The following is an 18,548-nucleotide window of genomic DNA, read 5'->3' as shown; positions in this document are numbered from 1 at the left end:
GCGGGGTGAGCTTGTTCCAAAAGCCAATTGGGGGATTTCATGCAAAAGCGTTTCTTGCGCCTTCTGGCCGCGTGCTCGTGCTGCCTGTACTTCAGCATCGGCGCCGCCTGGGCCTTTCCATCCACTGCGACGATTCCGCTCAAGGACTTCGCGCGCCATCCCGAACTGAGCGACCCTGCCCTGTCCCCGGACGGCAAGTACCTCGCCGTTCGAACCGATGATCCTGACGGCACGCATCACTCGGTCGTGGTCTACCGACTGGCCGACATGCACGTCATCAGCATCCTGAAGATGCCGCAGTACGAACTGCCCCTGGACATCACCTGGGTCAGCGCAACGCGTCTGGTCATCACCAAGGGCAAGGCCATGGGGTCGATCGGCAAGCCCATCAATCTCGGCCAGATCATCGCCTCCGACTACGACGGCAAGAACCAGCGCTACCTCTACGGCTACGACGCCAAGGGCAAACGCGCGGCCAACCGCGCGCGCGACGAGGGCTTCGGTACGCTCGCGGGTCTTCCCGACAAACCGAACGATCACTTCTATATGGACGTCTCGTTGTGGGACAACGAGAACATCAGCTCGATCTACAACGTCAATGCGGCGCGGAACACGCGCCATCTGGTCTCCGACATCGACCAAGGCGGCATGAATTTCCTGATCGACAAGGCGGGTCAGGCCACCTACGCCTTCGGCGTCAACACACAACAGGATTTCCGCGCCTTCCGCAACATCGACGGCCACTGGACTCCGTTGCCGGATAAGCTCGTGGGATCGCACTTCAAACCGTTCGCGTACACCCCGGACGAGAAGAAGATCTATGCCTACTCCAGCAAGGATGGCGGCCCATACCGCCTGATCCAGGCCGACGCGGACGCCAGCCATCCGGTTACCTTGACCGCCGACCCGTTCGCCAGTTTCGGCGGCTCGCAATGGTCGCCACCGCCCTACAAGCTGTTCGCGGTGACCAACCTCACCGGCATCCCCAAGGCGCACTTCCTGCAGCCGCAACTGCCCTCGGCCAAGCTGTACAAGGCGCTGAGCAAGGCGTTCCCCGGGCAGTACGTCAACTTCATCGCCTTCAGCCAGGACGGCATGACCCTGCTGTTCTCGACGCTCAGTGATCGCAATCCGGGTTCGTACTATCTGCTCGACCGGCACCACAACAAGGTGCGCAAGCTGTTCGATGCAGCACCGTGGATCCACCCGCAGCAGATGTCCGAGCGCCGCTCGTTCCGCTTCAAGGCCAGCGACGGCTTGATGCTCGAAGGCATCCTGACCCTGCCCAAAGGCCGCAACCCGTCGAACCTGCCAATGATCCTGCTCCCGCACGGCGGACCGTACGGCATCCACGACGACTGGCTGTTCACCGATGGTGCGTGGGACGCGCAAATGCTCGCCAGCCGCGGCTATCTGGTGCTGCAGGTCAACTTCCGCGGCTCGGGCGGACGCGGCCCGGCCTTCGAGCAGGCCGGCTACATGAAGTGGGGTACCCGCATTCAGCAGGACCTGATCGACGGCGTGAAATGGGCCATCGCCAAGCAGTACGCCGATCCGAATCGCATCTGCGTGTACGGCGCCAGCTTCGGTGGCTACTCTGCGATGATGACCGTGGTGCGCGCACCCAAGCTGTTCAAGTGCGCCATCGGCTACGCGGGTGTCTACGACCTGGACATGCTGTACCACAAGGGCGACATCCGCTATCTCCGCAGCGGGCGCAACTACCTGCACATGGTGATCGGCGACGATCCGAACGCGCTGGAGAACAACTCCCCGGTCGCCCAGGCGGGCAAGATCGATGTTCCCGTGCTGCTGGTCCACGGCAAGGACGACACCCGCGCGCCCTACGCCGGCGCCAAGGAAATGCGCGACGCGCTGGAGAAGGCAGGAAAGCACGTCGAGTGGATGGCCAAGTCCGGAGAGGGCCATGGCTTCTACGACGAACAGAACAACATCGATCTGTTCACCAAGATGCTCGCCTTCCTGAAGACGAACATCGGCCCCGGTGCACCGGTGGCCAAGCCGGCGCAGGCATCGAACTGAGATCGGTTCACCCGCATCCGGATATGAAAAAGGCCCGCTCACGCGGGCCTTTTTCATGATTCGCGGAACTGCGGTTCAGAACAGGCGCGGTCCGAGCAGCAGCCCCCAGCACAGCGCGACCAGCAGCATCAGCAGGAAGACCGCCGCCGACCCCATGTCCTTGGCGCGTCCGGCCAACTCGTGGAATTCCGGGCTGACCTTGTCGACGACCGCCTCGATGCCCGAATTCAGCAACTCCGCGCTCATCACCATCAAAGGCGTGCCGGCCAGCAGGATCTTCTCGACCGCGCCGTTGCCCAGCCACAGGCCGAGCGGGATCAGCACCAGGGACAGGTACAGCTCCAGCCGGAACGAGGCCTCGTGCCGATAAGCCGCGGACAACCCCTTCGCCGACCAGGTAAAGGCTTTCCAGATTTGTCGCGGACCGCGTGATTCGGTGCTGGCCATGGTTCGTTTCCCGATTTGCACAAGTGGGAACGAGCGCTCGCGCAACCGCGCCAGACGCTGGCAGCGACACACGGTCCGCAGCACGTTCCCGTAAGCGCGGCATGATGCCATACGCATCCGGGATCACGCCTCGATCGGCGCACTTTGCCATGCTGCACCGCATCAAGGAAGCGCGTGCCGATCAGGTACTCTTGAGGAAATGTGCCTCGCAGAAGGCACGATACGAAAGCACGACATTGGGGAGGCGGCTGCGCGCCGTCAGGGTTCAACTGACCGTCACAGCGGAAACATTATGAGCAACGCACCACAAGCACCTGTTTCGCAAACACGCTCGTTCACGACCGTGTTCCTGATCGAGATGTGGGAGCGCTTCGGCTACTACGGTATGCAGGCGCTGATCATCTACTACATGGTCCAGCGTCTCGGCTTCGCCGACGATCGCGCCAATCTGACCTGGAGCGCCGCCGCCGCCCTGATCTACGTCGCTCCCGCCATCGGCGGCTGGGTCGGCGACAAGATTCTCGGCACCCGCCGCACCATGCTGCTGGGCGCCACCATCCTCGCCGCCGGCTACGCGCTGATGGCCGTGCCCACCGAAAGCGTGTGGTTCCTGTATTTCGCGCTGGGCGTGATCGTGGTCGGCAACGGCCTGTTCAAGCCCAACGCCGGCAACCTGGTGCGCAAGATCTACGAGGGCGACGATTCCAAGATCGACAGCGCCTTCACCATCTACTACATGGCGGTCAACATCGGCTCGACCATCTCGATGCTGCTGACGCCCTGGATCAAGGACTACGTCAACGACACCTGGGGCCACGAACTGGGCTGGCACGCCGCCTTTGCGGTCTGCTGCTTCGGCCTGCTCCTGGGCCTGCTGAACTACTCCTTCATGCGCCTGACCATGAGCCATGTCGGCTCGCCGGCGGACGACAAGCCGGTGCAGTGGGGCAAACTCGGCGCGGTGCTCGGCCTGAGCGCGCTGGCGGTGCTGGCCGCGGCCGTCATCCTCAACTACGAGGGCGTCGCGCGCGCCTTCGTGATTCTCGCCGGCATCGTGGTCGCCGCGATCTTCATCTACCTGATCGTGATCGGCAAGAAGAACGAGCGACCGGGCCTGATCGCCGCGCTGGTGCTGACCGTGCAGACGGTGTTCTTCTTCGTCTTCTACCAGCAGATGTCGACCTCGCTGAATCTGTTCGCGCTGCGCAACGTCGACTGGAGCTTCAATCTGTTCGGCGCCCATCTGTGGACCTGGAAACCGGCGCAGTTCCAGTCCTTCAATCCGATCTGGATCATGGTCCTCAGCCCGATCCTGGCGTGGCTGTATACCAGCGCCGGCAACAAGGGCAAGGATCTGTCCATCGCCGCCAAGTTCGCCCTCGGCTTCGCCGCGGTGGCGATCGGCTTTTTCATCTACAGCGCCGCGCCGCACTTCACCACGCAGCCGGGCAAGGCCAGCTCCTGGATCATGGTCTGGGGCTACGGCTTCTCCTCGCTGGGCGAATTGCTCGTGAGCGGCCTGGGTCTGGCCATGATCGCCCGCTACGTGCCGGCGCGCATGGGCGGCTTCATGATGGGCGCGTACTTCGTGGCCTCGGGCATCTCGCAGTACCTGGGCGGCGTCGTGGCGAACTACGCCAGCGTGCCCAGAGACATCACCGAGCCGCTGCAGACCATGCCCATCTACACCAACCTGTTCTTCAAGCTGGGCGTGGCCGGCGTGATCTGCACCCTGATCGCGCTGTCCGTGCTGCCACTGATGCGCAAGCTCAACATGCAGCATCACGAGCACAACGTCGCCACCGATACCGGCATGCCGACGATCGGCTCGGAAGAGTAAGTTCGAGGCAATACGCTTCGCAAAGGGCCGCTGGTACATCCGGCGGCCCTTTTCTTTTGCGCTAGGATGAAGCCGCTTCCAACAGGCGAATCTCCGTGCACTCCCATTCCAACGCTCTGCGCACCGGACCGCGCGCACTGGCCCGCTCCCTGGCCTGGCTGCGGATCTCAGCCATCGCCGGCCAGTGCATCTGCATCTTCATCGTCTACCTGTGGCTGGACATGGCGATCCCGCTGCTGGCGCTGCTGATCGGTGTCGGCGCACTGGCCATCTTCGCCGTCTTCGCCGCCTGGCGCCTGCAGCGAACCTGGCCGCTGAGCGAACTGGAATGCGTCGGCCACATCCTCGTCGACACCCTCGTGCTGAGCTACCTGCTGTACCTGACCGGCGGCGCGAGCAATCCGTTCATCACCCTGATGCTGGTGCCGATCGGACTCAGCGCGGCGGCGCTGTCCACCGGCGCCGTGCTGGGCGTGGCGGTGATCTGCGGACTGGCCTACCTGGTTCTGCTGCTGTGGTCGATGCCGCTGCCGCCAATCCACACCTACGGCTTCACCGATTTCCGCCTGCTGGTCGCCGGCATGGTGATGAACTTCATCATCATGGCGTTGCTGCTGGGCGTGTTCATCTCGCGGCTGGCGCAGGCGCTACGCGATCAGCAGGGCGAGGTGCAGCGTATCCGCGAACGTGCGCTACGCGACGAAGGCATCCTCGCCATCGCCACCCAGGCCGCCAGTGCCGCGCACGAGATGAACACGCCGCTCTCGACCATGCGCACCCTGCTGCCCGAACTGCGCCGCGAGCACACCGACGATGCACAGCTCAACGAGGACCTGGAGCTGCTGCAGTCGCAGGTCGAGCGCTGCCGCGACAGCCTGCGCGAGATGGTCAGCTTCGGCAAGGCGCAACTGTCGCAGTCCCCGGAAAAGGTGAGCATGCAGCGCTTCGTGCAGGACTGTCTGCAGCGCTTCCGCCTGTTGCGCCCGGAGACCGATGTACAACTCACGCTGAAAGCGCCGCCCGAATTCATCCTGCACATGCAGCCCGGCCTGTGCCACGCGCTGATCAATCTGCTCAACAACGCCGCCGACGCGTCCGCCAGCACGGGACACGACGAAGTGTTCCTCGATGCACGCATCAACGGCCCCTGGTTCGAGCTCGCCGTGCGCGATCACGGTCCCGGCTTCGCCGATCTCGACACCCTGACTGGACTGGGCTACACCCAGAAGCAGACTGGCCTGGGTCTAGGCCTGGCGCTGGCCGAGGCGACCGCCGAACGCATGGACGGCGAACTGGTCGCGCACAACGTGGACGGAGGCGGCGAAATCCGTCTGCGCCTGCCGATTTCGGTCTACTGAAGCCGCACAAGCAACGGCAACTGCACACGCATCCGGTACACTTTCCGCCATCATGAATGCTTCCGACGCCAAACTGCTCATCGTCGACGACGACGTCACTTTTGCCCGCGTGCTCGCCCGCGCGCTCGCCTCGCGCGGCTTCCAGATCGAGATCGCCCACGATACCGACGATGCTCTGGCACAGGTGCAGCGCCTGCAGCCGGACTACTGCGTGCTGGACCTGAAGCTGGGCGAGCAGAGCGGATTGCAGCTGATTCCGCAATTGCGCCGTCAGGCACCGGGCATGCGCATCCTGCTGCTGACCGGCTACGCCTCCATCGCCACGGCCGTGGAAGCGATCAAGCGCGGCGCGCATGACTACCTGTCCAAGCCGGTCGACGCCGATGCGGTTGTCCGCGCATTGACGGGCGGGCAGCAGGAAAACCACGGCGAGAACGACGATCTTGTCGGCACGACCTCCGGCCCGCTGCCGCTGCGCCGCCTGGAATGGGAACACATCCAGCGCGTGCTCAACGAGTGCGAAGGCAACATCTCCGAGACCGCTCGCCGGCTCGGCATGCATCGCCGCACGCTGCAACGAAAGCTCGCCAAGCACCCTGTTCGCGAGCGGCCGCACGAACGCGACGAATGAACCTCAGCCGCACGCGCTGACGCGATCCAGACGCACGATCTGCTCGGCATCCAGTTTCAGCTGCGTCGCACCCGCCAATCCTGCCACAGCACCGGGCGTCAGCGCGTTCTTGCCAAGATCGTCCGCACTACGGTACTTGCCAAGCAGGGAATCGCTGACCGGTGCGAGATAGCTGATGACGCCGAGCGACTACAGCGCCTTCTCGTAATCGACGCGCTCCACCAGGTTGTACCCGGACCGTCTCAACGGCCCCTTACTGCAGCGAGCCGGATCAGCGCGGCGCAGCGTCCAGCAGCGGTTTCAGGGCCTCCCAGACATTCTTCAGCACACGCGGCTCGCCGGCCGCGGTGGGATGCAGGCCATCCGCCTGCATCAGGGCGGGATCGAGCGCAACGCCATCAAGAAGAAACGGCACAAGCCCCGTGTGGTACTGCTGGGCCAGATCGACGTAGACCTTGCGCAAGGCATCGCGATAGCGCGGGCCGTAGTTCACCGGCAGCTCGATGCCCAGCAGTAGCACGCGCGCGTGGGCCTTCTGACTGGCCTCGATCATGGCCGCGAGGTTATCGCGCATGCGGTCCAGCGGCAGCCCGCGCAGTCCATCGTTGGCGCCAAGTTCCAGCACCACGATCTGCGGTCGGTACTGTTTCAGCAATGCAGGCAGACGGTTGCGTCCGCTCAGACTGGTCTCGCCGCTGATGCTGGCATTGATTGCCCGCCACGACGGCCGCATATTCTGGAGACGGCCGTCGAGCAGATGGACCCATCCCTGCTCGGCGGCGATATTGTGGGCCGCAGACAACGAATCCCCCAGCACCAGCACCGTACGCGGCGCAGCCGCCTGTGCAGGCAGCGCAAACGACGCCAGGATGCAGAGGGTCCAAAGGGCATTCAGCAACACGGGAAGACGACGCATGACGGAATCCGACAAAGTGGCGCTCGATGCCCGCGATGTTAGCAAGCATGTCGTGGGACCGACCGGTCGCATCGACATCCTCGACAGCGTGACGCTGCGCGTGCCGCAGGGCGAGAGCCTGGCCATCGTCGGTGCATCCGGCTCCGGCAAGACCACCCTGCTCGGCCTGCTGGCCGGCCTGGACACGCCCAGCAGCGGCGAGATCCATCTGGACGGCCACCCCCTGCACGACAGCGACGAGGAAACCCGCGCGGCCCTGCGTCGGCAGCTGGTCGGCTTCGTGTTCCAGTCGTTCCACCTGATGCCCGCCCTGACCGCCGAAGAGAACGTCATGCTGCCGCTGGAACTGGACGGTGCCGAAGACGCGCGCACCCGCGCGCGCGACGCGCTGGACGCCGTCGGACTGGGCGCTCGCCGGAGCCACTATCCGCACCAGCTGTCCGGTGGCGAGCAGCAACGCGTGGCGCTGGCGCGCGCCTTCGTGCACCAACCGCGCATCCTGTTCGCCGACGAACCGACCGGCAACCTCGACCGCCGCACCGGGAACAAGGTCTGCGAGCTGCTGTTCGAACTCAACCACAGCCACGCTACGACACTGGTACTGGTCACCCACGACACGCAGCTGGCGGATCACTGCATGCACGTGGCTGAACTGGACGACGGACGCCTGCGGGAGCCGGCATGAAACTGCTGCGCCTGGCCCTGCGCACGCTGCGCCGCGAATGGCGCCTGCCGGAGCTGCGCACGCTGGCGGCGGCGCTGGTGCTGGCCGTGGCCGCGCTGGGTGTGGTCGCGACGCTGTCGGCACGGGTCGAACACGGCATCGTCGCCAGCGCCGCCGAACTCATCGGCGGCGATGTCGGCGTCCACGGCGCGTCGCCGCTGCCCGAATCGTTCGCGGCCCGCGCAAAGCAACTGGGCCTGAAGATCAGCCGGGACGCCACATTCCCCAGCGTCGCCTTCGCCGGCGATCGCAATCAGCTGCTGGACGTCACTGCGGTCGATGCCGCCTATCCGCTGCGCGGCCGACTGCGGGTGCAGGACGCCGAGGGCCACGAGCAAGCTGCTCACGGTCCCGCGCCCGGCGCGGTGTACCTCGATCATCGCGCGCTGACGGACCTACACCTGACCATTGGCCAGCCGGTGCAGCTCGGCGGACAGACGCTGCGCATCGCGGCGCAGCTGAACGCGCTGCCCGATGGCGGCCAGCTGGTCACGATGGCGCCACGCGCGGTGATGAATCTGCAAGACGCCCATCGCGCCGGGCTGCTCGGTATGGGCAGCCGCGCCGGTCACGATCTGCTGGTCGCGGGCGAACCGCCGCAAATTCGGCAATACGTCACCGAAGTGCGCCCGCTGCTGCAGAAGGGGCAGCGCCTGATTACGCCGCAAAGCACCCAGCAGCGTATGCGCGCCGCCTTCGACCGCGCCGGTGCGTTCCTGCGCCTGACAGCCTTGCTGGCCGCCCTGCTGGCAGGCGTCGCCATCGCGCTGGCCGCACAGCGCTACGCACGCCGCAAGACCGACGAGGTCGCCCTGCTGCGCGCACTGGGGACGCCACGCCGGCGCGTGCTGGGTCTGCTGGCCGCCACGCTGGCCGCGCTCGCGCTACCGGCGCTGGCGCTCGGCAGCGTGCTGGCGCTGGGGCTTTCGCAACTGGCTTGGCACCTCGCTGGCGAACTGCTCACCCGTGTGCCGACCCAACTGCCCTGGCTGCCGGCATGGGCGGCAGCCGGCATGGGACTGGCCGTGCTGATCGGTTTCGCCTTCCCGCCGCTGGCGCGTCTGGCCGACGTCGCGCCGGTGGCGGTATTCCGCCGCAGCCTTGCGCGACGCGTGCGGCGGTTCGACGTGCTCTATCTGCTGCCAGTCCTGGTCGCCGTGGCGCTGATCTGGCTGCAGGCCGGCAACGCGCGACTGGGACCGATCCTGGCCGCCAGCCTGTTCGGCGTGGTCGCCGCGGCGGTGCTGCTGTCGCTTCTGCTGCTGTGGCTGGCGCGCCGCATCGCCCCGGGGGCGCATCCGGGACTGCGTCTAGGTCTGGCTGCGCTGGCGCGCCGGCGCGGACTCAGCCTGATCCAGGCCACGGCGCTGTCACTGGGACTCACCGCCCTGCTGCTGCTCGGCGTGATCGCGCCGTCGCTGCTGCAGGGCTGGCGCAACGAACTGCCACCGGACACACCCAACTGGTTCGTGCTTAACCTGCAAAACGATCAGCGCGCCGGCTTCGAGCAGGCGCTGCGCGATCTGCATGCCGACGGCCTGAACATGCTGCCGCTGGCCGTGGGCAAGCTGGTGTCGATCGATGGCCAGCCCATCGACCAGAGACCACTGCCGAATCCGGACGCCAAGCGCTGGGCCGACCGTCAACTGCGTCTGTCCTGGACCGCCGCGCTGCCCTCCTCCAACCGCGTCGTCGCCGGCACCTGGCAGGGTGCCGATCCGCCGACGCCGATGGTCTCCATCGACGAACGCTGGCGCGATCTGTTCCAGCTGAAACCGGGCGACCGCATGACCTTCCAGGTCGGCGAAGCCACGCTGACCACGACTGTGTCCAGCGTGCGCAAGGTCGACTGGAGTTCGTTCCAGGTCAACTTCTTCCTGCTGCTGGACACCGCGCACGCGAGCCGGCTTCCGCATACCTGGATTGCCAGCTTCCATCTGCCTCGCGGCCAGTCCGGCGCACTGGCGACGCTGTCGCGCGACTACCCCAACCTCAGCCTGATCGACGTCAACGCCCTGCTGGACCGCGTGCGCGGCATCATCGACCGGGTCAACGTCGCCGTGCGCTGGGTGCTGGGCTTCAGTCTGCTGGCCGGCATCCTGGTGCTGGCCGCGGCACTGGCCTCCAGCGCGCGTGAGCGGGAGCACGAGGCGGCGCTGCTGCGCACCCTGGGCGCACACAAGTCGCAACTGCACGTGGCCGCCGCCTGCGAATTCGCCCTGCTCGGCCTGATCGCAGGCATCACTGCGGCAGTGGGCGCGGCCGGGGCCGGTCTGTGGCTGGCACGCGGGGTGTTCCGCATTCCGGGCTATCTGCCACCGTGGGAGCCGCTGCTCGTCGCCGCCGCAGCTGCGGCCCTTAGCGTGATGCTGATCGGCCTGGCCGGTACCCGCCGGGTGATCCGCACATCGCCACTCGAACTGTTGCGCCGCAGCTGAACGGAAACTATCCCACCGCGCGCATACGTCAACCGTTCACGGCCCTGTCGCGTTTTCCCGTTCACACCCCCGAACGAGGAAACGCACCATGCAACGCAAATTTCTGCTGTCTGCGCTCGCTACCGCCCTGATCGCCACAGGCGGCCTCGCCCTGGCGCAGCAAACCGCTCCGCCCGCCCCGCCCGCGCCGCCGGCCCCGGCGAACCAGCCCATGAAGATGGGCGTGCCGCATGCCTGGAAGGGCCGCATGGGCCAGCATCGCCACGGTAAGCACAGCATGCATCGCATGGGTCGTCGCGGCGGTCCGGCAGGTGCGGTGATTTCCGACCTGCGTCAGCTGTCGCGTCTGTACCGGGCAGCGGGCAAGGCCGACCAGCTTCCGGCGCTGTACAAGGACGTGCTGAGCAAGACCCAGAATCCGATGGTGCGCAACTACGCCTACGACGCGCTGGCCCGCGCGCAGATGCGTCCGCGCGACCCCAACGCGGCCATCGCCACGCTGCGCAAGAGCCTCAACGAGAACCTGACGCGCCTCAACGCCATGAAGGCGAAAGCGCCGAAGTAATCCGACCCGCCCATCGGACCGACGCCCCGGCATCACGCGATGTCGGGGCTTTTTCTTTCAGGGAGCCGACTCGACGCGATTGGACGACGCCGCGTCTTCGCCTTCGCGCTCTTCGTCCTTCACCCGGCGCCACAAGGCTTCCTGGCTGTCCAGGTCGCGCTCGGCCATCGACGTGCCCGACGCCTCCGCCAGAGCTTCCATGCGCCGGAAGCGGCGCTCGAATTTGGCGTTGGCATGGCGCAGCGCACGCGAGAAATCAACCTTGGCGTGACGCGTCAGGTTGACCAGCACGAACAGCACGTCGCCAATCTCGTCCTCCAGACGCGCGGCATCGCCGCCGGCGTCGAACTCGGTGCGCACTTCGGCCAGCTCCTCGTCGGCCTTCTCCAGCACCGGACGGTGATCGGGCCAATCGTAGCCCACGGCCGCGGCGCGCTTCTGCAGCTTCAGCGCCCGCTTCCACTCGGGCAGGCCGCGCGCGATGCCGGCCAGCGCGCTGCGATCTTCCTCGCCCTTGTCGCGCCGCTCGTCCGCCTTGATCTGCTCCCAGGCGCGCGTCTGTTCCTCGGCATCCTCGAAGGAGGCATCGCCGAACACGTGCGGGTGACGCCGCACCATCTTGTCGCTGATCGATCCGACCACGTCGGCGAAATCGAACACCCCCGCTTCCTCGGCCATGCGCGCGTGGAACACCACCTGCAGCAGCAGATCGCCGAGTTCGTCGCGCAGGTCATCGTAGTCGCGCCGGTCGATGGCATCGGCGACCTCGTAGGCTTCCTCGATCGTATAGGCGGCGATGGAGTCGAAGTCCTGCTGCACGTCCCACGGACAGCCGTGTTCGGGATCGCGCAAGCGCGCCATGATCGTCAGCAGTTCGTCGATGGAACGGGGGTTACTCATGCTTCGAGTTCCGCGATGGTTGCGTGGCCGTCACGACGCCAGGCGCGCGGCCCAGTCGATGTCGGCGTCGCCGACGGCGATGAATTCGGGATTGAGCAGCGAGTCCTTGCGGTTGTAGCGCAACGGCTCGCCGTCCAGCGTGCGCACGTCGCCACCCGCGGCTTCCAGCACGCAATGCGCGGCGGCCGTGTCCCATTCGGAAGTGGGACCGGCACGCAAATACAGATCGGCCTCGCCGCGTGCGACCAGGCAGAATTTCAACGACGAACCACGCGCGATCAGCTCGTGCTCGCCCAGCCGCGTCAGCAGTTCGCGCTGCCGCGCGCTGCCGTGCGAGCGGCTGCCGGCGATGGTCAGCGGCGCGGCGGCCTGGCGCGTTTGCAGCCGTTGCGGTTCCTCATCGGGACGCTCCTGCCGGAACGCACCGTGGCCGTGGCGCGCGTAGTACAGGTCGCCGGTCACCGGCGTCTGCACCACGCCGAGTACGCTGCGATCGCCCTCGATCAGGGCGATGTTGACGGTGAACTCCCCGTTGCGCTTGACGAACTCGCGGGTGCCGTCGAGCGGATCGACCAGCCAGTAGCGTTCCCAGCCGCGCCGGGTTTCCCAGGCGATGTCGACCGACTCCTCCGACAGCACGGGGATCTCCGGCGTCAATGCACGCAGGCTGTCGACAATGATGCGATGCGAAGCCAGATCGGCCTCGGTCAGCGGCGAGTCGTCGGCCTTCTGCTCGACGTCGAAATCGCGCTTGTAGACACCGAGGATCGCATCGCCGGCGCGACGCGCGATGTCGATGACGGAAGCGGTCAGCGCGTCGCCGCGCAGGGAATCGTTCATGTCCTTCCTTCAGGGGCGATACCGGCCGGCGAGGTATTCGCGGGCCATGAACAGCGCCGCGATGGAGCGGCCTTCGGTGACGTCTTCGCGCGCCATCAGGTGGTGCAGTTCCGACAGTTTCCATTCCACCACTTCGAGCGGCTCCGGTTCGTCGCCCTCGAGCTTCTCCGGATACAGCTCCTGCGCCAGCACCACATTGGTGACGTGGCTCATGTACGCCGGCGACAGCGACAGCGAACCGATGTGGCGCAGCGAACGCGCGCCGAAACCGGCCTCTTCCTTCAGCTCGCGGTTGGCGGCCTGCTCGACGCTCTCGTCGCGGTCCATGCGCCCCTTGGGCAGACCCAGTTCGTAGTGGTCGAGGCCGACGCTGTACTCGCGCACCAGCAGCACGGTGTCGTCGTCGCGCATCGGCACGATGATGACCGCGCCCAGCCCGGAACTGAGCAGGCGCTCGTGGGTGCGCCGTTCACCGTTGGAGAATTCCAGATCCACTTCCTCGATGTGCAGGAAGCGGCTGCGCTCGACCTTGCGGGTGTCGTGGATGATCGGATACTTGCGGCTCATTCCACCATTGTACGCCCGCTGGGATGTCAGGTCCGCTGCAGGCGTCGCAGCACCGTCTCGTGCAACACCGGCACGGCGGCAAGCACGCTGCGCGTGTCCAGTCCGGGCTCGTTGCCGTCCAGATCGCTGAACACGCCTCCGGCTTCGCGCACGATCACCGCCAGCGCGGCGATGTCGAGGATGTTCACGTCCGACTCGACCACCACATCCAGGCCGCCGCGCGCCAGCAGATGGTAGTGACAGAAGTCGCCGTAGCCGCGGATGCGGTTGCTGTCGCGGATCAGCTGCCCCAGTGCGTCCCAGCGCGCGTCGGCGGTCAGCGTGGCGACATTGCCGGTCGAGATCGACGCCTGCGCCAGCGTGTCCGTGCCGGCCACATGCACGGTCTCGCCGTCGAGGAACGCGCCGCCGCCGACGGTGGCCCACATCGTCTCGCCGAAGATCGGCGCGGAGGACACGCCCAGCACCAGCTGACCGCGATGCATCAGCGCGATCTGCGTGGACAGGAACGGCGTGCGACGGACGAAGCTCTTGGTGCCGTCGAGCGGATCGACCAACCACAGGAAATCGCCCTCGCCCTGGCGGCCGAATTCCTCGCCGTAGAAGGCATGGTCGGGATAGCGTTCGCCGATGATCCGGCGGATCGCCTGCTCGGCCTCTCGGTCGGCGACGGTGACCGGCGTGTCGTCGGCCTTCCGTTCGACCCGGACGCCGTGCCGCCAGTAGTGGCGGATCACCTCGGCCGCGGCCTGTGCCGCCTCGCGCGCCGTGTCCAGCGCCTGCTGCAGAGAAAACGTGTCGCTCAACGTGCTGCTCCCATCACCGCGCCGCCCTCGCGACGAACGATCAGTGTGCCATCTTGCTGCAGCGTGCCCAGATGCGACAGCACCTGTCGCAGCCGCGGCGCATTGCTACGCGCCTGCAGCCGCGCATCGAGACGCCAGCCCAGCAGCGAAGCCTGCGCCTGGCCCGAAAGCGCCAGCGGACCGCCGTCATCGCTCAGCTGGGCCTCCAGCGTCGTGGCCGCGCGCTCGTGCAGGCGCGCGCGCAGCGTGCCCAGGGCCACCGGACCCTGCGCGTCGACCAGCGCCGCCTGCGACCACGTGACCGTGCCGTCCAGTTGTTCGGGCCAGCGTCCGCGCACGCGCAGACGCGGAATGTCCACGACCACTTCGCCCATCGGTCGCAGACCGGGCGATCCGATCGTCACCGGTAGCGCCTGCGCATGCACGACCGCATGCAGCCGCTCACCGATCACGGCATCATCTCGCCGTTCGAAATATCCGCGCCCCTGCAGCAGCGGGCCGTCCAGATGCAGATCCAGCCTCACGCGTCCGAACAGGGCGACCCGCGACAATGCCCAATGCACTTCGCCGAATGGAATGCCGTCGTACACGACCCCTTCGGCGCGCCCGTTCCAGACGCTGCCGTGCACCGCCTCGACCTGCATGCCCGAGGCGTGCGCGCGCGCCAGTCGCCAGGCCCACGAAGCCGGAAAGAACGCGACCAGAATGATCGCCGCGAGCAGCGGAAGCAGCCAGACCAGCGTGCGAACGCGGATCACGGGCGGCCCCGCCTGCCATAGTCCGCCGCTTGAGTACAAGCGCCCGGGACGGGGATGATATTAGGCATGAACGACACCAAGAACCTCTCCGGCAACGCCGCGCTGGCCGCGCGCGATCTTCGACACGTGTGGCATCCGTGCACGCAGATGCACGACCACGAGACCATCCCCATGGTACCCATCGTGCGCGGCGAAGGGGTATGGCTGTTCGACGCCGACGGCAATCGCTACATCGACGGCGTCAGCTCCTGGTGGGTGAACCTGTTCGGTCACGCCAACCCGCGCATCGCCGACGCCCTGGCCGATCAGGCGCGGACGCTGGAGCACGTCATTTTCGCTGGACTGACCCACGAACCGGCACTGCGTCTGGCCGAGGAACTGGTGCGGGTGACACCCGAGGGCCTGAATCGCGTGTTCTACGGCGACAACGGCTCGTCCGCCATCGAAGTGGCGCTGAAGATGAGCTTCCACTACTGGCTCAACCAGGGCCACGGCGAGAAGACCCGCTTCATCGCCCTGACCGGCAGCTACCACGGCGAGACACTGGGCGCGCTGTCGGTCAGCGACGTGGCGCTGTACCGCAAGACCTACGCGCCGCTGCTGCTGGAACCGATTCTGGCGCCGTCGCCGGATACTTGGGATGCCGAACCGGGCGAGTCGCCGACCGAGATCGCGGCACGCCGCCTGGAAGACATGCGCGCCGTGCTGGAACGCAACGCCGGCGAGGTCTGCGCGGTGATCGTCGAACCGCTGGTGCAGTGCGCCGGCGGCATGCGCATGTACCACCCGGACTACCTGGCCGGTCTGCGCAAGCTCTGCGACGAGTTCGACGTGCACTTCATCGCCGACGAGATCGCCGTCGGCTTCGGCCGCACCGGCACGATGTTCGCCTGCGAACAGGCCGATGTGCGTCCGGATTTCATGTGCCTGTCCAAGGGCCTGACCGCCGGCACCCTGGCGCTGTCGGCAGTACTGACCACCGACGCCGTGTACGAGGCGTTCTACGACGAATACGCCAGCGGCAAGGCTTTCCTGCATTCGCACAGCTACACCGGCAACCCGCTGGCCTGCCGCGTGGCGCTGGAGACGCTGGCGATCTTCGCCGACGAACCGGTGATCGAGAACAACCGTCGCCTCGCCGCGCACCTGGCCTCGCGCCTGGAACCGCTGCGCGACCACCCGCACGTCGCCGACGTGCGCCAGACCGGCATGATCGCCGCCGTCGAGCTGGTCCGCGACAAGGCCACGCGCACGCCGTTCCCATTCGAGGAACGCCGCGGCATGCGCGTGTACCTGCACGGCCTGACCCGCGAATGCCTGTTGCGTCCGCTGGGCAACGTCGTCTACTTCATGCCGCCGTACGTGGTGACCGAGAGCGAGATCGACCATCTGGTCGACGTCGCCATCGAGGGCATTGAGCGCGCGGTGGCCTGAGCCGAACGATTCAGACCGGCCAGGCGCCCAGCACCGCGCCGTACAGCGTGAACTGCAGTGTGTGGTAGCCGCCGTCGAGCAGGAACAGCTTCATGCTGCGCCGCGCGAACAGGTAGTTGATGCCGAAGCTGGTCGCGACCCAGCACAGCCCCGCCAGCACACCCGCCCCGACCGCGAAGCGGAACTGGGGCGAAGGCCCGAGGAACAGCGCGAACACGAACGCCGCCAGCAGACTCAGCACGAATGCGCCGACAAACGTGCGCAGAAGCGGCGGCACCTTCTCCGGATCCACGCCCGCCTCACGCGCCCACAGCCGCTGGAACACGAAGCCGTACCAGAGACTGCCCAGCACGAAGCTGGACATCGCCGCAGCGAGTACGGCCCACAGTTGGATATCTTCCATGACTCACCCCGCGTCACACACAGCACCGGGGCACAAGCTTCCACAATCAGGACGCATCTGTCATTGCAACCAAAGTGGCAGGCCGTAAGGCATGCCCGGGCGGGCTCGCCTCCCGCTGGATTTCAACCGTTTCCGTTGCCGATGCGTGAACGCAAGGCCTGCAGACGCTGTGCGTCCGGCCGCAGTCTGGCGGCGGCTTCCACGGCTTGCCTGGCGGCGGCGCGGTTGCCCTGATTCAGGCTATTCTCGGCCTGATCGAGCCATGCGCTGGCCAGGCGGCGACGCATGCCCGTCTGCGCGGCATCGCCGGGCACCAATTGCTCGAGCACCTTCAGCATCTTGTCGGCCTGCGCCAGATCGCCCTGGTTCATGGCCTGGTCGAACCGCGTGGTCGCGTGCGCGGCCAACCCCTGCAAACCGGCCAGGGCGGCGCGATTGTTGCCGTCGATGTTGAGCACTTCGCTGTACAGATCGTAGGCACTCGCCCCCGGTGGCAGCATGATGTCGCCGGCATCGAGCGCCGCCTTCGCCCGCTTCAGCAACCCATCGATGCGCGCCTGCTGCTTCGGCGTCAGCGGCGTGGCCGCCTGATCCTGACCGGACGCTGTCTGCTGCTGATCGGTCAAACGCGAGCGCGCGGCGGCCAGATCCGCCGAATGCGGGGCCAGCTTCGCGGCCTGATCGAGCAAGGCGGAAGCCTGCTTGAAATCCTCGGCATCGATGGAGGCGTTGGCGCGCAGAATCAACGCCTGCGCCACCTGCCCCACGCCGGCCTTGGCCTGCGCATTGTCGGGGTCGAGTTTCAGCACCGCCTGGAACTGCGCCAGCGCGTTGTCGCTGCCGTCCCCGGTGAACGACCCCGCGCGCAGGGCGTCGCGGGCCTGCTGCAGATGCTGCTGAATGGCCGCCTCGGACTGCTGTTTGGCCTGGGCCAGATGCGCACGCAGCGACGGCAAATCGCCATACCCCGGCATCAGCGAGGCAATCTCGCCGATCAGATCGTCGGCCTGATCCAGCTGACCGTTGTCGAGCGCGCTGCGCGCCTGCCCCGCCAGCGCGTCACCGACCTTGTCCAGGCCATGGCGTGCCACGGCGTTGTCGGGATCGGCCTTCAGCGCCTGACGGAACAGCCTGGCCGCACCCTGGTCACCATCCAGCTTGCCCTGGGCCAGGGCCTGCTGCGCCTGGGTGATGAGTGCATCGGTCTGCGCCTGCGACTGGCGCGCCTGCAGCAGCTTCTGCGAGACGGCATGCACCGCGTCGCCACCGCCGAGCAGCTCGCGGGCATCCTCCAGCGCGGACTGCGCGTCGGCATAGTCGCCCTTGGCCATGGCATCGCGGGCCCGCTTCAACTCGGCTTCGCCGACCTTGCGCAATCCCGCGTTGGCCTGCTCGTTATCCGGCTCCAGCGCGCGCACGGCTTCGTACAATTCTCGCGCGCTGTCGCCCTGATTGCCTTCGAGATGCCCGGCCGCGTAGGCCTTGTCCGCGCGCGCCAGCAGACTGTTCAGCTGGGTGCGGGGAAACAGGCTGCGCAACGCATCCTGCTTGACCCAGGCCAGCGTGCCCAGCGCCAGCAGGATCACCGCCAGCAACGGCCACAGCCAGCCACGACGCGAGCCCGAACGAGTGGGTGCCGAAGGCGTGGAGGCGCGCGACCGCTTTCGCGTCTCGCCCGGAAGCACCATCTCGGACTCTGACGGCGATGGTGCGGAGGAAGACGGCGGTGCGGAAGACGAGCGACCGTGAAGCTCGTCGAGATCGCCCAGACTCGGCTCGGTGCGGCCTCGCGACCCGGAATTGCGTTGTTCGCCCATGGAAGAGCTCGAAACCTTGACTCCGTTCAGCTTAGCATCGTCAAACCCGCGCCAGCACTTG

The 18,548-nt window shown here is 66.7% G+C and carries 17 protein-coding genes; 8 read left to right on the top strand and 9 right to left on the bottom strand.

Annotation, left to right across the window (positions count from 1 at the left end):
- The first annotated feature begins 39 nt into the window (after positions 1–39).
- Positions 40–2,043, top strand: coding sequence for a S9 family peptidase (locus HF690_RS11850; protein WP_168609584.1), 2,004 nt, complete (start codon positions 40–42; stop codon positions 2,041–2,043).
- A 75-nt stretch (positions 2,044–2,118) separates the two neighbouring features.
- On the opposite strand, the gene HF690_RS11845 is transcribed toward HF690_RS11850, so the two are convergent.
- Entirely contained in the window at positions 2,119–2,490 is a 372-nt protein-coding gene (locus HF690_RS11845; RefSeq protein WP_113063617.1) for a diacylglycerol kinase, read from the bottom strand.
- A 292-nt stretch (positions 2,491–2,782) separates the two neighbouring features.
- On the opposite strand from HF690_RS11845, the gene HF690_RS11840 reads away from it, so the two are divergent.
- From HF690_RS11840 to HF690_RS11830, 3 genes are all read left to right on the top strand, one after another.
- The gene (locus HF690_RS11840; protein ID WP_168609583.1) at positions 2,783–4,330 is read left to right on the top strand and encodes a peptide MFS transporter; all 1,548 of its coding nucleotides are present in this window, start codon (positions 2,783–2,785) and stop codon (positions 4,328–4,330) included.
- A gap of 95 nt (positions 4,331–4,425) precedes the next feature.
- A complete protein-coding gene (locus HF690_RS11835) occupies positions 4,426–5,688 on the top strand; it encodes an ATP-binding protein (RefSeq protein WP_206098351.1) in 1,263 nt (420 codons plus the stop codon).
- A 52-nt stretch (positions 5,689–5,740) separates the two neighbouring features.
- Entirely contained in the window at positions 5,741–6,319 is a 579-nt protein-coding gene (locus tag HF690_RS11830; RefSeq protein ID WP_113063619.1) for a response regulator transcription factor, read from the top strand.
- 271 nt (positions 6,320–6,590) lie between these two features.
- On the opposite strand, the gene HF690_RS11825 is transcribed toward HF690_RS11830, so the two are convergent.
- On the bottom strand, positions 6,591–7,235 hold the full coding sequence (locus tag HF690_RS11825) for an arylesterase (protein WP_168609582.1): 645 nt from the start codon (positions 7,233–7,235) through the stop codon (positions 6,591–6,593).
- On the opposite strand from HF690_RS11825, the gene HF690_RS11820 reads away from it, so the two are divergent.
- The 3 genes from HF690_RS11820 (at position 7,234) to HF690_RS11810 (ending at position 10,962) form a co-directional block, all read left to right on the top strand.
- Positions 7,234–7,920, top strand: a complete 687-nt coding sequence (locus HF690_RS11820) for an ABC transporter ATP-binding protein (RefSeq protein WP_168609581.1) — start codon at positions 7,234–7,236, stop codon at positions 7,918–7,920. The two genes, HF690_RS11825 and HF690_RS11820, sit on opposite strands and share 2 nt — an antisense overlap.
- The gene (locus tag HF690_RS11815; RefSeq protein WP_168609580.1) at positions 7,917–10,397 is read left to right on the top strand and encodes an ABC transporter permease; all 2,481 of its coding nucleotides are present in this window, start codon (positions 7,917–7,919) and stop codon (positions 10,395–10,397) included. The genes HF690_RS11820 and HF690_RS11815 overlap by 4 nt, the downstream gene beginning before the upstream one ends.
- 88 nt (positions 10,398–10,485) lie before the next feature.
- On the top strand, positions 10,486–10,962 hold the full coding sequence (locus HF690_RS11810) for a hypothetical protein (RefSeq protein ID WP_168609579.1): 477 nt from the start codon (positions 10,486–10,488) through the stop codon (positions 10,960–10,962).
- 57 nt (positions 10,963–11,019) lie between these two features.
- Here HF690_RS11810 and mazG read toward each other — a convergent pair whose 3' ends face one another.
- From mazG to HF690_RS11785, 5 genes are read right to left on the bottom strand one after another with little or no spacing between them, the layout of a single operon-like run.
- Positions 11,020–11,862 (bottom strand): nucleoside triphosphate pyrophosphohydrolase, encoded by an 843-nt coding sequence (mazG, locus tag HF690_RS11805; RefSeq protein WP_168609578.1) that lies wholly within the window; start codon positions 11,860–11,862, stop codon positions 11,020–11,022.
- Between the two features lie 30 nt (positions 11,863–11,892).
- The gene (cysQ, locus tag HF690_RS11800) at positions 11,893–12,702 is read right to left on the bottom strand and encodes a 3'(2'),5'-bisphosphate nucleotidase CysQ (protein WP_168609577.1); all 810 of its coding nucleotides are present in this window, start codon (positions 12,700–12,702) and stop codon (positions 11,893–11,895) included.
- Between the two features lie 9 nt (positions 12,703–12,711).
- On the bottom strand, positions 12,712–13,269 hold the full coding sequence (gene nudE / locus HF690_RS11795; protein ID WP_113063626.1) for an ADP compounds hydrolase NudE: 558 nt from the start codon (positions 13,267–13,269) through the stop codon (positions 12,712–12,714).
- Between the two features lie 26 nt (positions 13,270–13,295).
- Positions 13,296–14,075, bottom strand: coding sequence for an inositol monophosphatase family protein (locus HF690_RS11790; protein ID WP_205300834.1), 780 nt, complete (start codon positions 14,073–14,075; stop codon positions 13,296–13,298).
- Positions 14,072–14,833, bottom strand: coding sequence for a type II secretion system protein N (locus HF690_RS11785; RefSeq protein ID WP_168609576.1), 762 nt, complete (start codon positions 14,831–14,833; stop codon positions 14,072–14,074). The genes HF690_RS11790 and HF690_RS11785 overlap by 4 nt, the downstream gene beginning before the upstream one ends.
- 66 nt (positions 14,834–14,899) lie before the next feature.
- On the opposite strand from HF690_RS11785, the gene HF690_RS11780 reads away from it, so the two are divergent.
- A complete protein-coding gene (locus tag HF690_RS11780; protein WP_168609575.1) occupies positions 14,900–16,267 on the top strand; it encodes an adenosylmethionine--8-amino-7-oxononanoate transaminase in 1,368 nt (455 codons plus the stop codon).
- Positions 16,268–16,277: 10 nt separating this feature from the next.
- Here HF690_RS11780 and HF690_RS11775 read toward each other — a convergent pair whose 3' ends face one another.
- Positions 16,278–16,670, bottom strand: a complete 393-nt coding sequence (locus HF690_RS11775) for a DUF1761 domain-containing protein (RefSeq protein WP_113063629.1) — start codon at positions 16,668–16,670, stop codon at positions 16,278–16,280.
- Positions 16,671–16,792: 122 nt separating this feature from the next.
- Complete coding sequence (locus tag HF690_RS11770; protein ID WP_168609574.1) at positions 16,793–18,487, bottom strand: tetratricopeptide repeat protein; 1,695 nt, start codon at positions 18,485–18,487, stop codon at positions 16,793–16,795.
- Positions 18,488–18,548: the final 61 nt, after the last annotated feature.

Source organism: Oleiagrimonas citrea (genome assembly GCF_012395255.1).
In the GTDB taxonomy this organism is placed as follows: Bacteria; Pseudomonadota; Gammaproteobacteria; order Xanthomonadales; family Rhodanobacteraceae; genus Oleiagrimonas; species Oleiagrimonas citrea.
This window is presented reverse-complemented; position numbering and strand designations above follow the sequence as displayed.

Bases quoted from the DNA above. Each gene is read 5' to 3' on its own strand.
- HF690_RS11850 (WP_168609584.1), top strand. From the start codon at position 40: ATGCAAAAGCGTTTCTTGCGCCTTCTGGCCGCGTGCTCGTGCTGCCTG.
- HF690_RS11845 (WP_113063617.1), bottom strand. From the start codon at position 2,490: ATGGCCAGCACCGAATCACGCGGTCCGCGACAAATCTGGAAAGCCTTT.
- HF690_RS11840 (WP_168609583.1), top strand. From the start codon at position 2,783: ATGAGCAACGCACCACAAGCACCTGTTTCGCAAACACGCTCGTTCACG.
- HF690_RS11830 (WP_113063619.1), top strand. From the start codon at position 5,741: ATGAATGCTTCCGACGCCAAACTGCTCATCGTCGACGACGACGTCACT.
- HF690_RS11820 (WP_168609581.1), top strand. From the start codon at position 7,234: ATGACGGAATCCGACAAAGTGGCGCTCGATGCCCGCGATGTTAGCAAG.
- HF690_RS11825 (WP_168609582.1), bottom strand. From the start codon at position 7,235: ATGCGTCGTCTTCCCGTGTTGCTGAATGCCCTTTGGACCCTCTGCATC.
- HF690_RS11815 (WP_168609580.1), top strand. From the start codon at position 7,917: ATGAAACTGCTGCGCCTGGCCCTGCGCACGCTGCGCCGCGAATGGCGC.
- HF690_RS11810 (WP_168609579.1), top strand. From the start codon at position 10,486: ATGCAACGCAAATTTCTGCTGTCTGCGCTCGCTACCGCCCTGATCGCC.
- mazG (WP_168609578.1), bottom strand. From the start codon at position 11,862: ATGAGTAACCCCCGTTCCATCGACGAACTGCTGACGATCATGGCGCGC.
- cysQ (WP_168609577.1), bottom strand. From the start codon at position 12,702: ATGAACGATTCCCTGCGCGGCGACGCGCTGACCGCTTCCGTCATCGAC.
- nudE (WP_113063626.1), bottom strand. From the start codon at position 13,269: ATGAGCCGCAAGTATCCGATCATCCACGACACCCGCAAGGTCGAGCGC.
- HF690_RS11780 (WP_168609575.1), top strand. From the start codon at position 14,900: ATGAACGACACCAAGAACCTCTCCGGCAACGCCGCGCTGGCCGCGCGC.
- HF690_RS11775 (WP_113063629.1), bottom strand. From the start codon at position 16,670: ATGGAAGATATCCAACTGTGGGCCGTACTCGCTGCGGCGATGTCCAGC.
- HF690_RS11770 (WP_168609574.1), bottom strand. From the start codon at position 18,487: ATGGGCGAACAACGCAATTCCGGGTCGCGAGGCCGCACCGAGCCGAGT.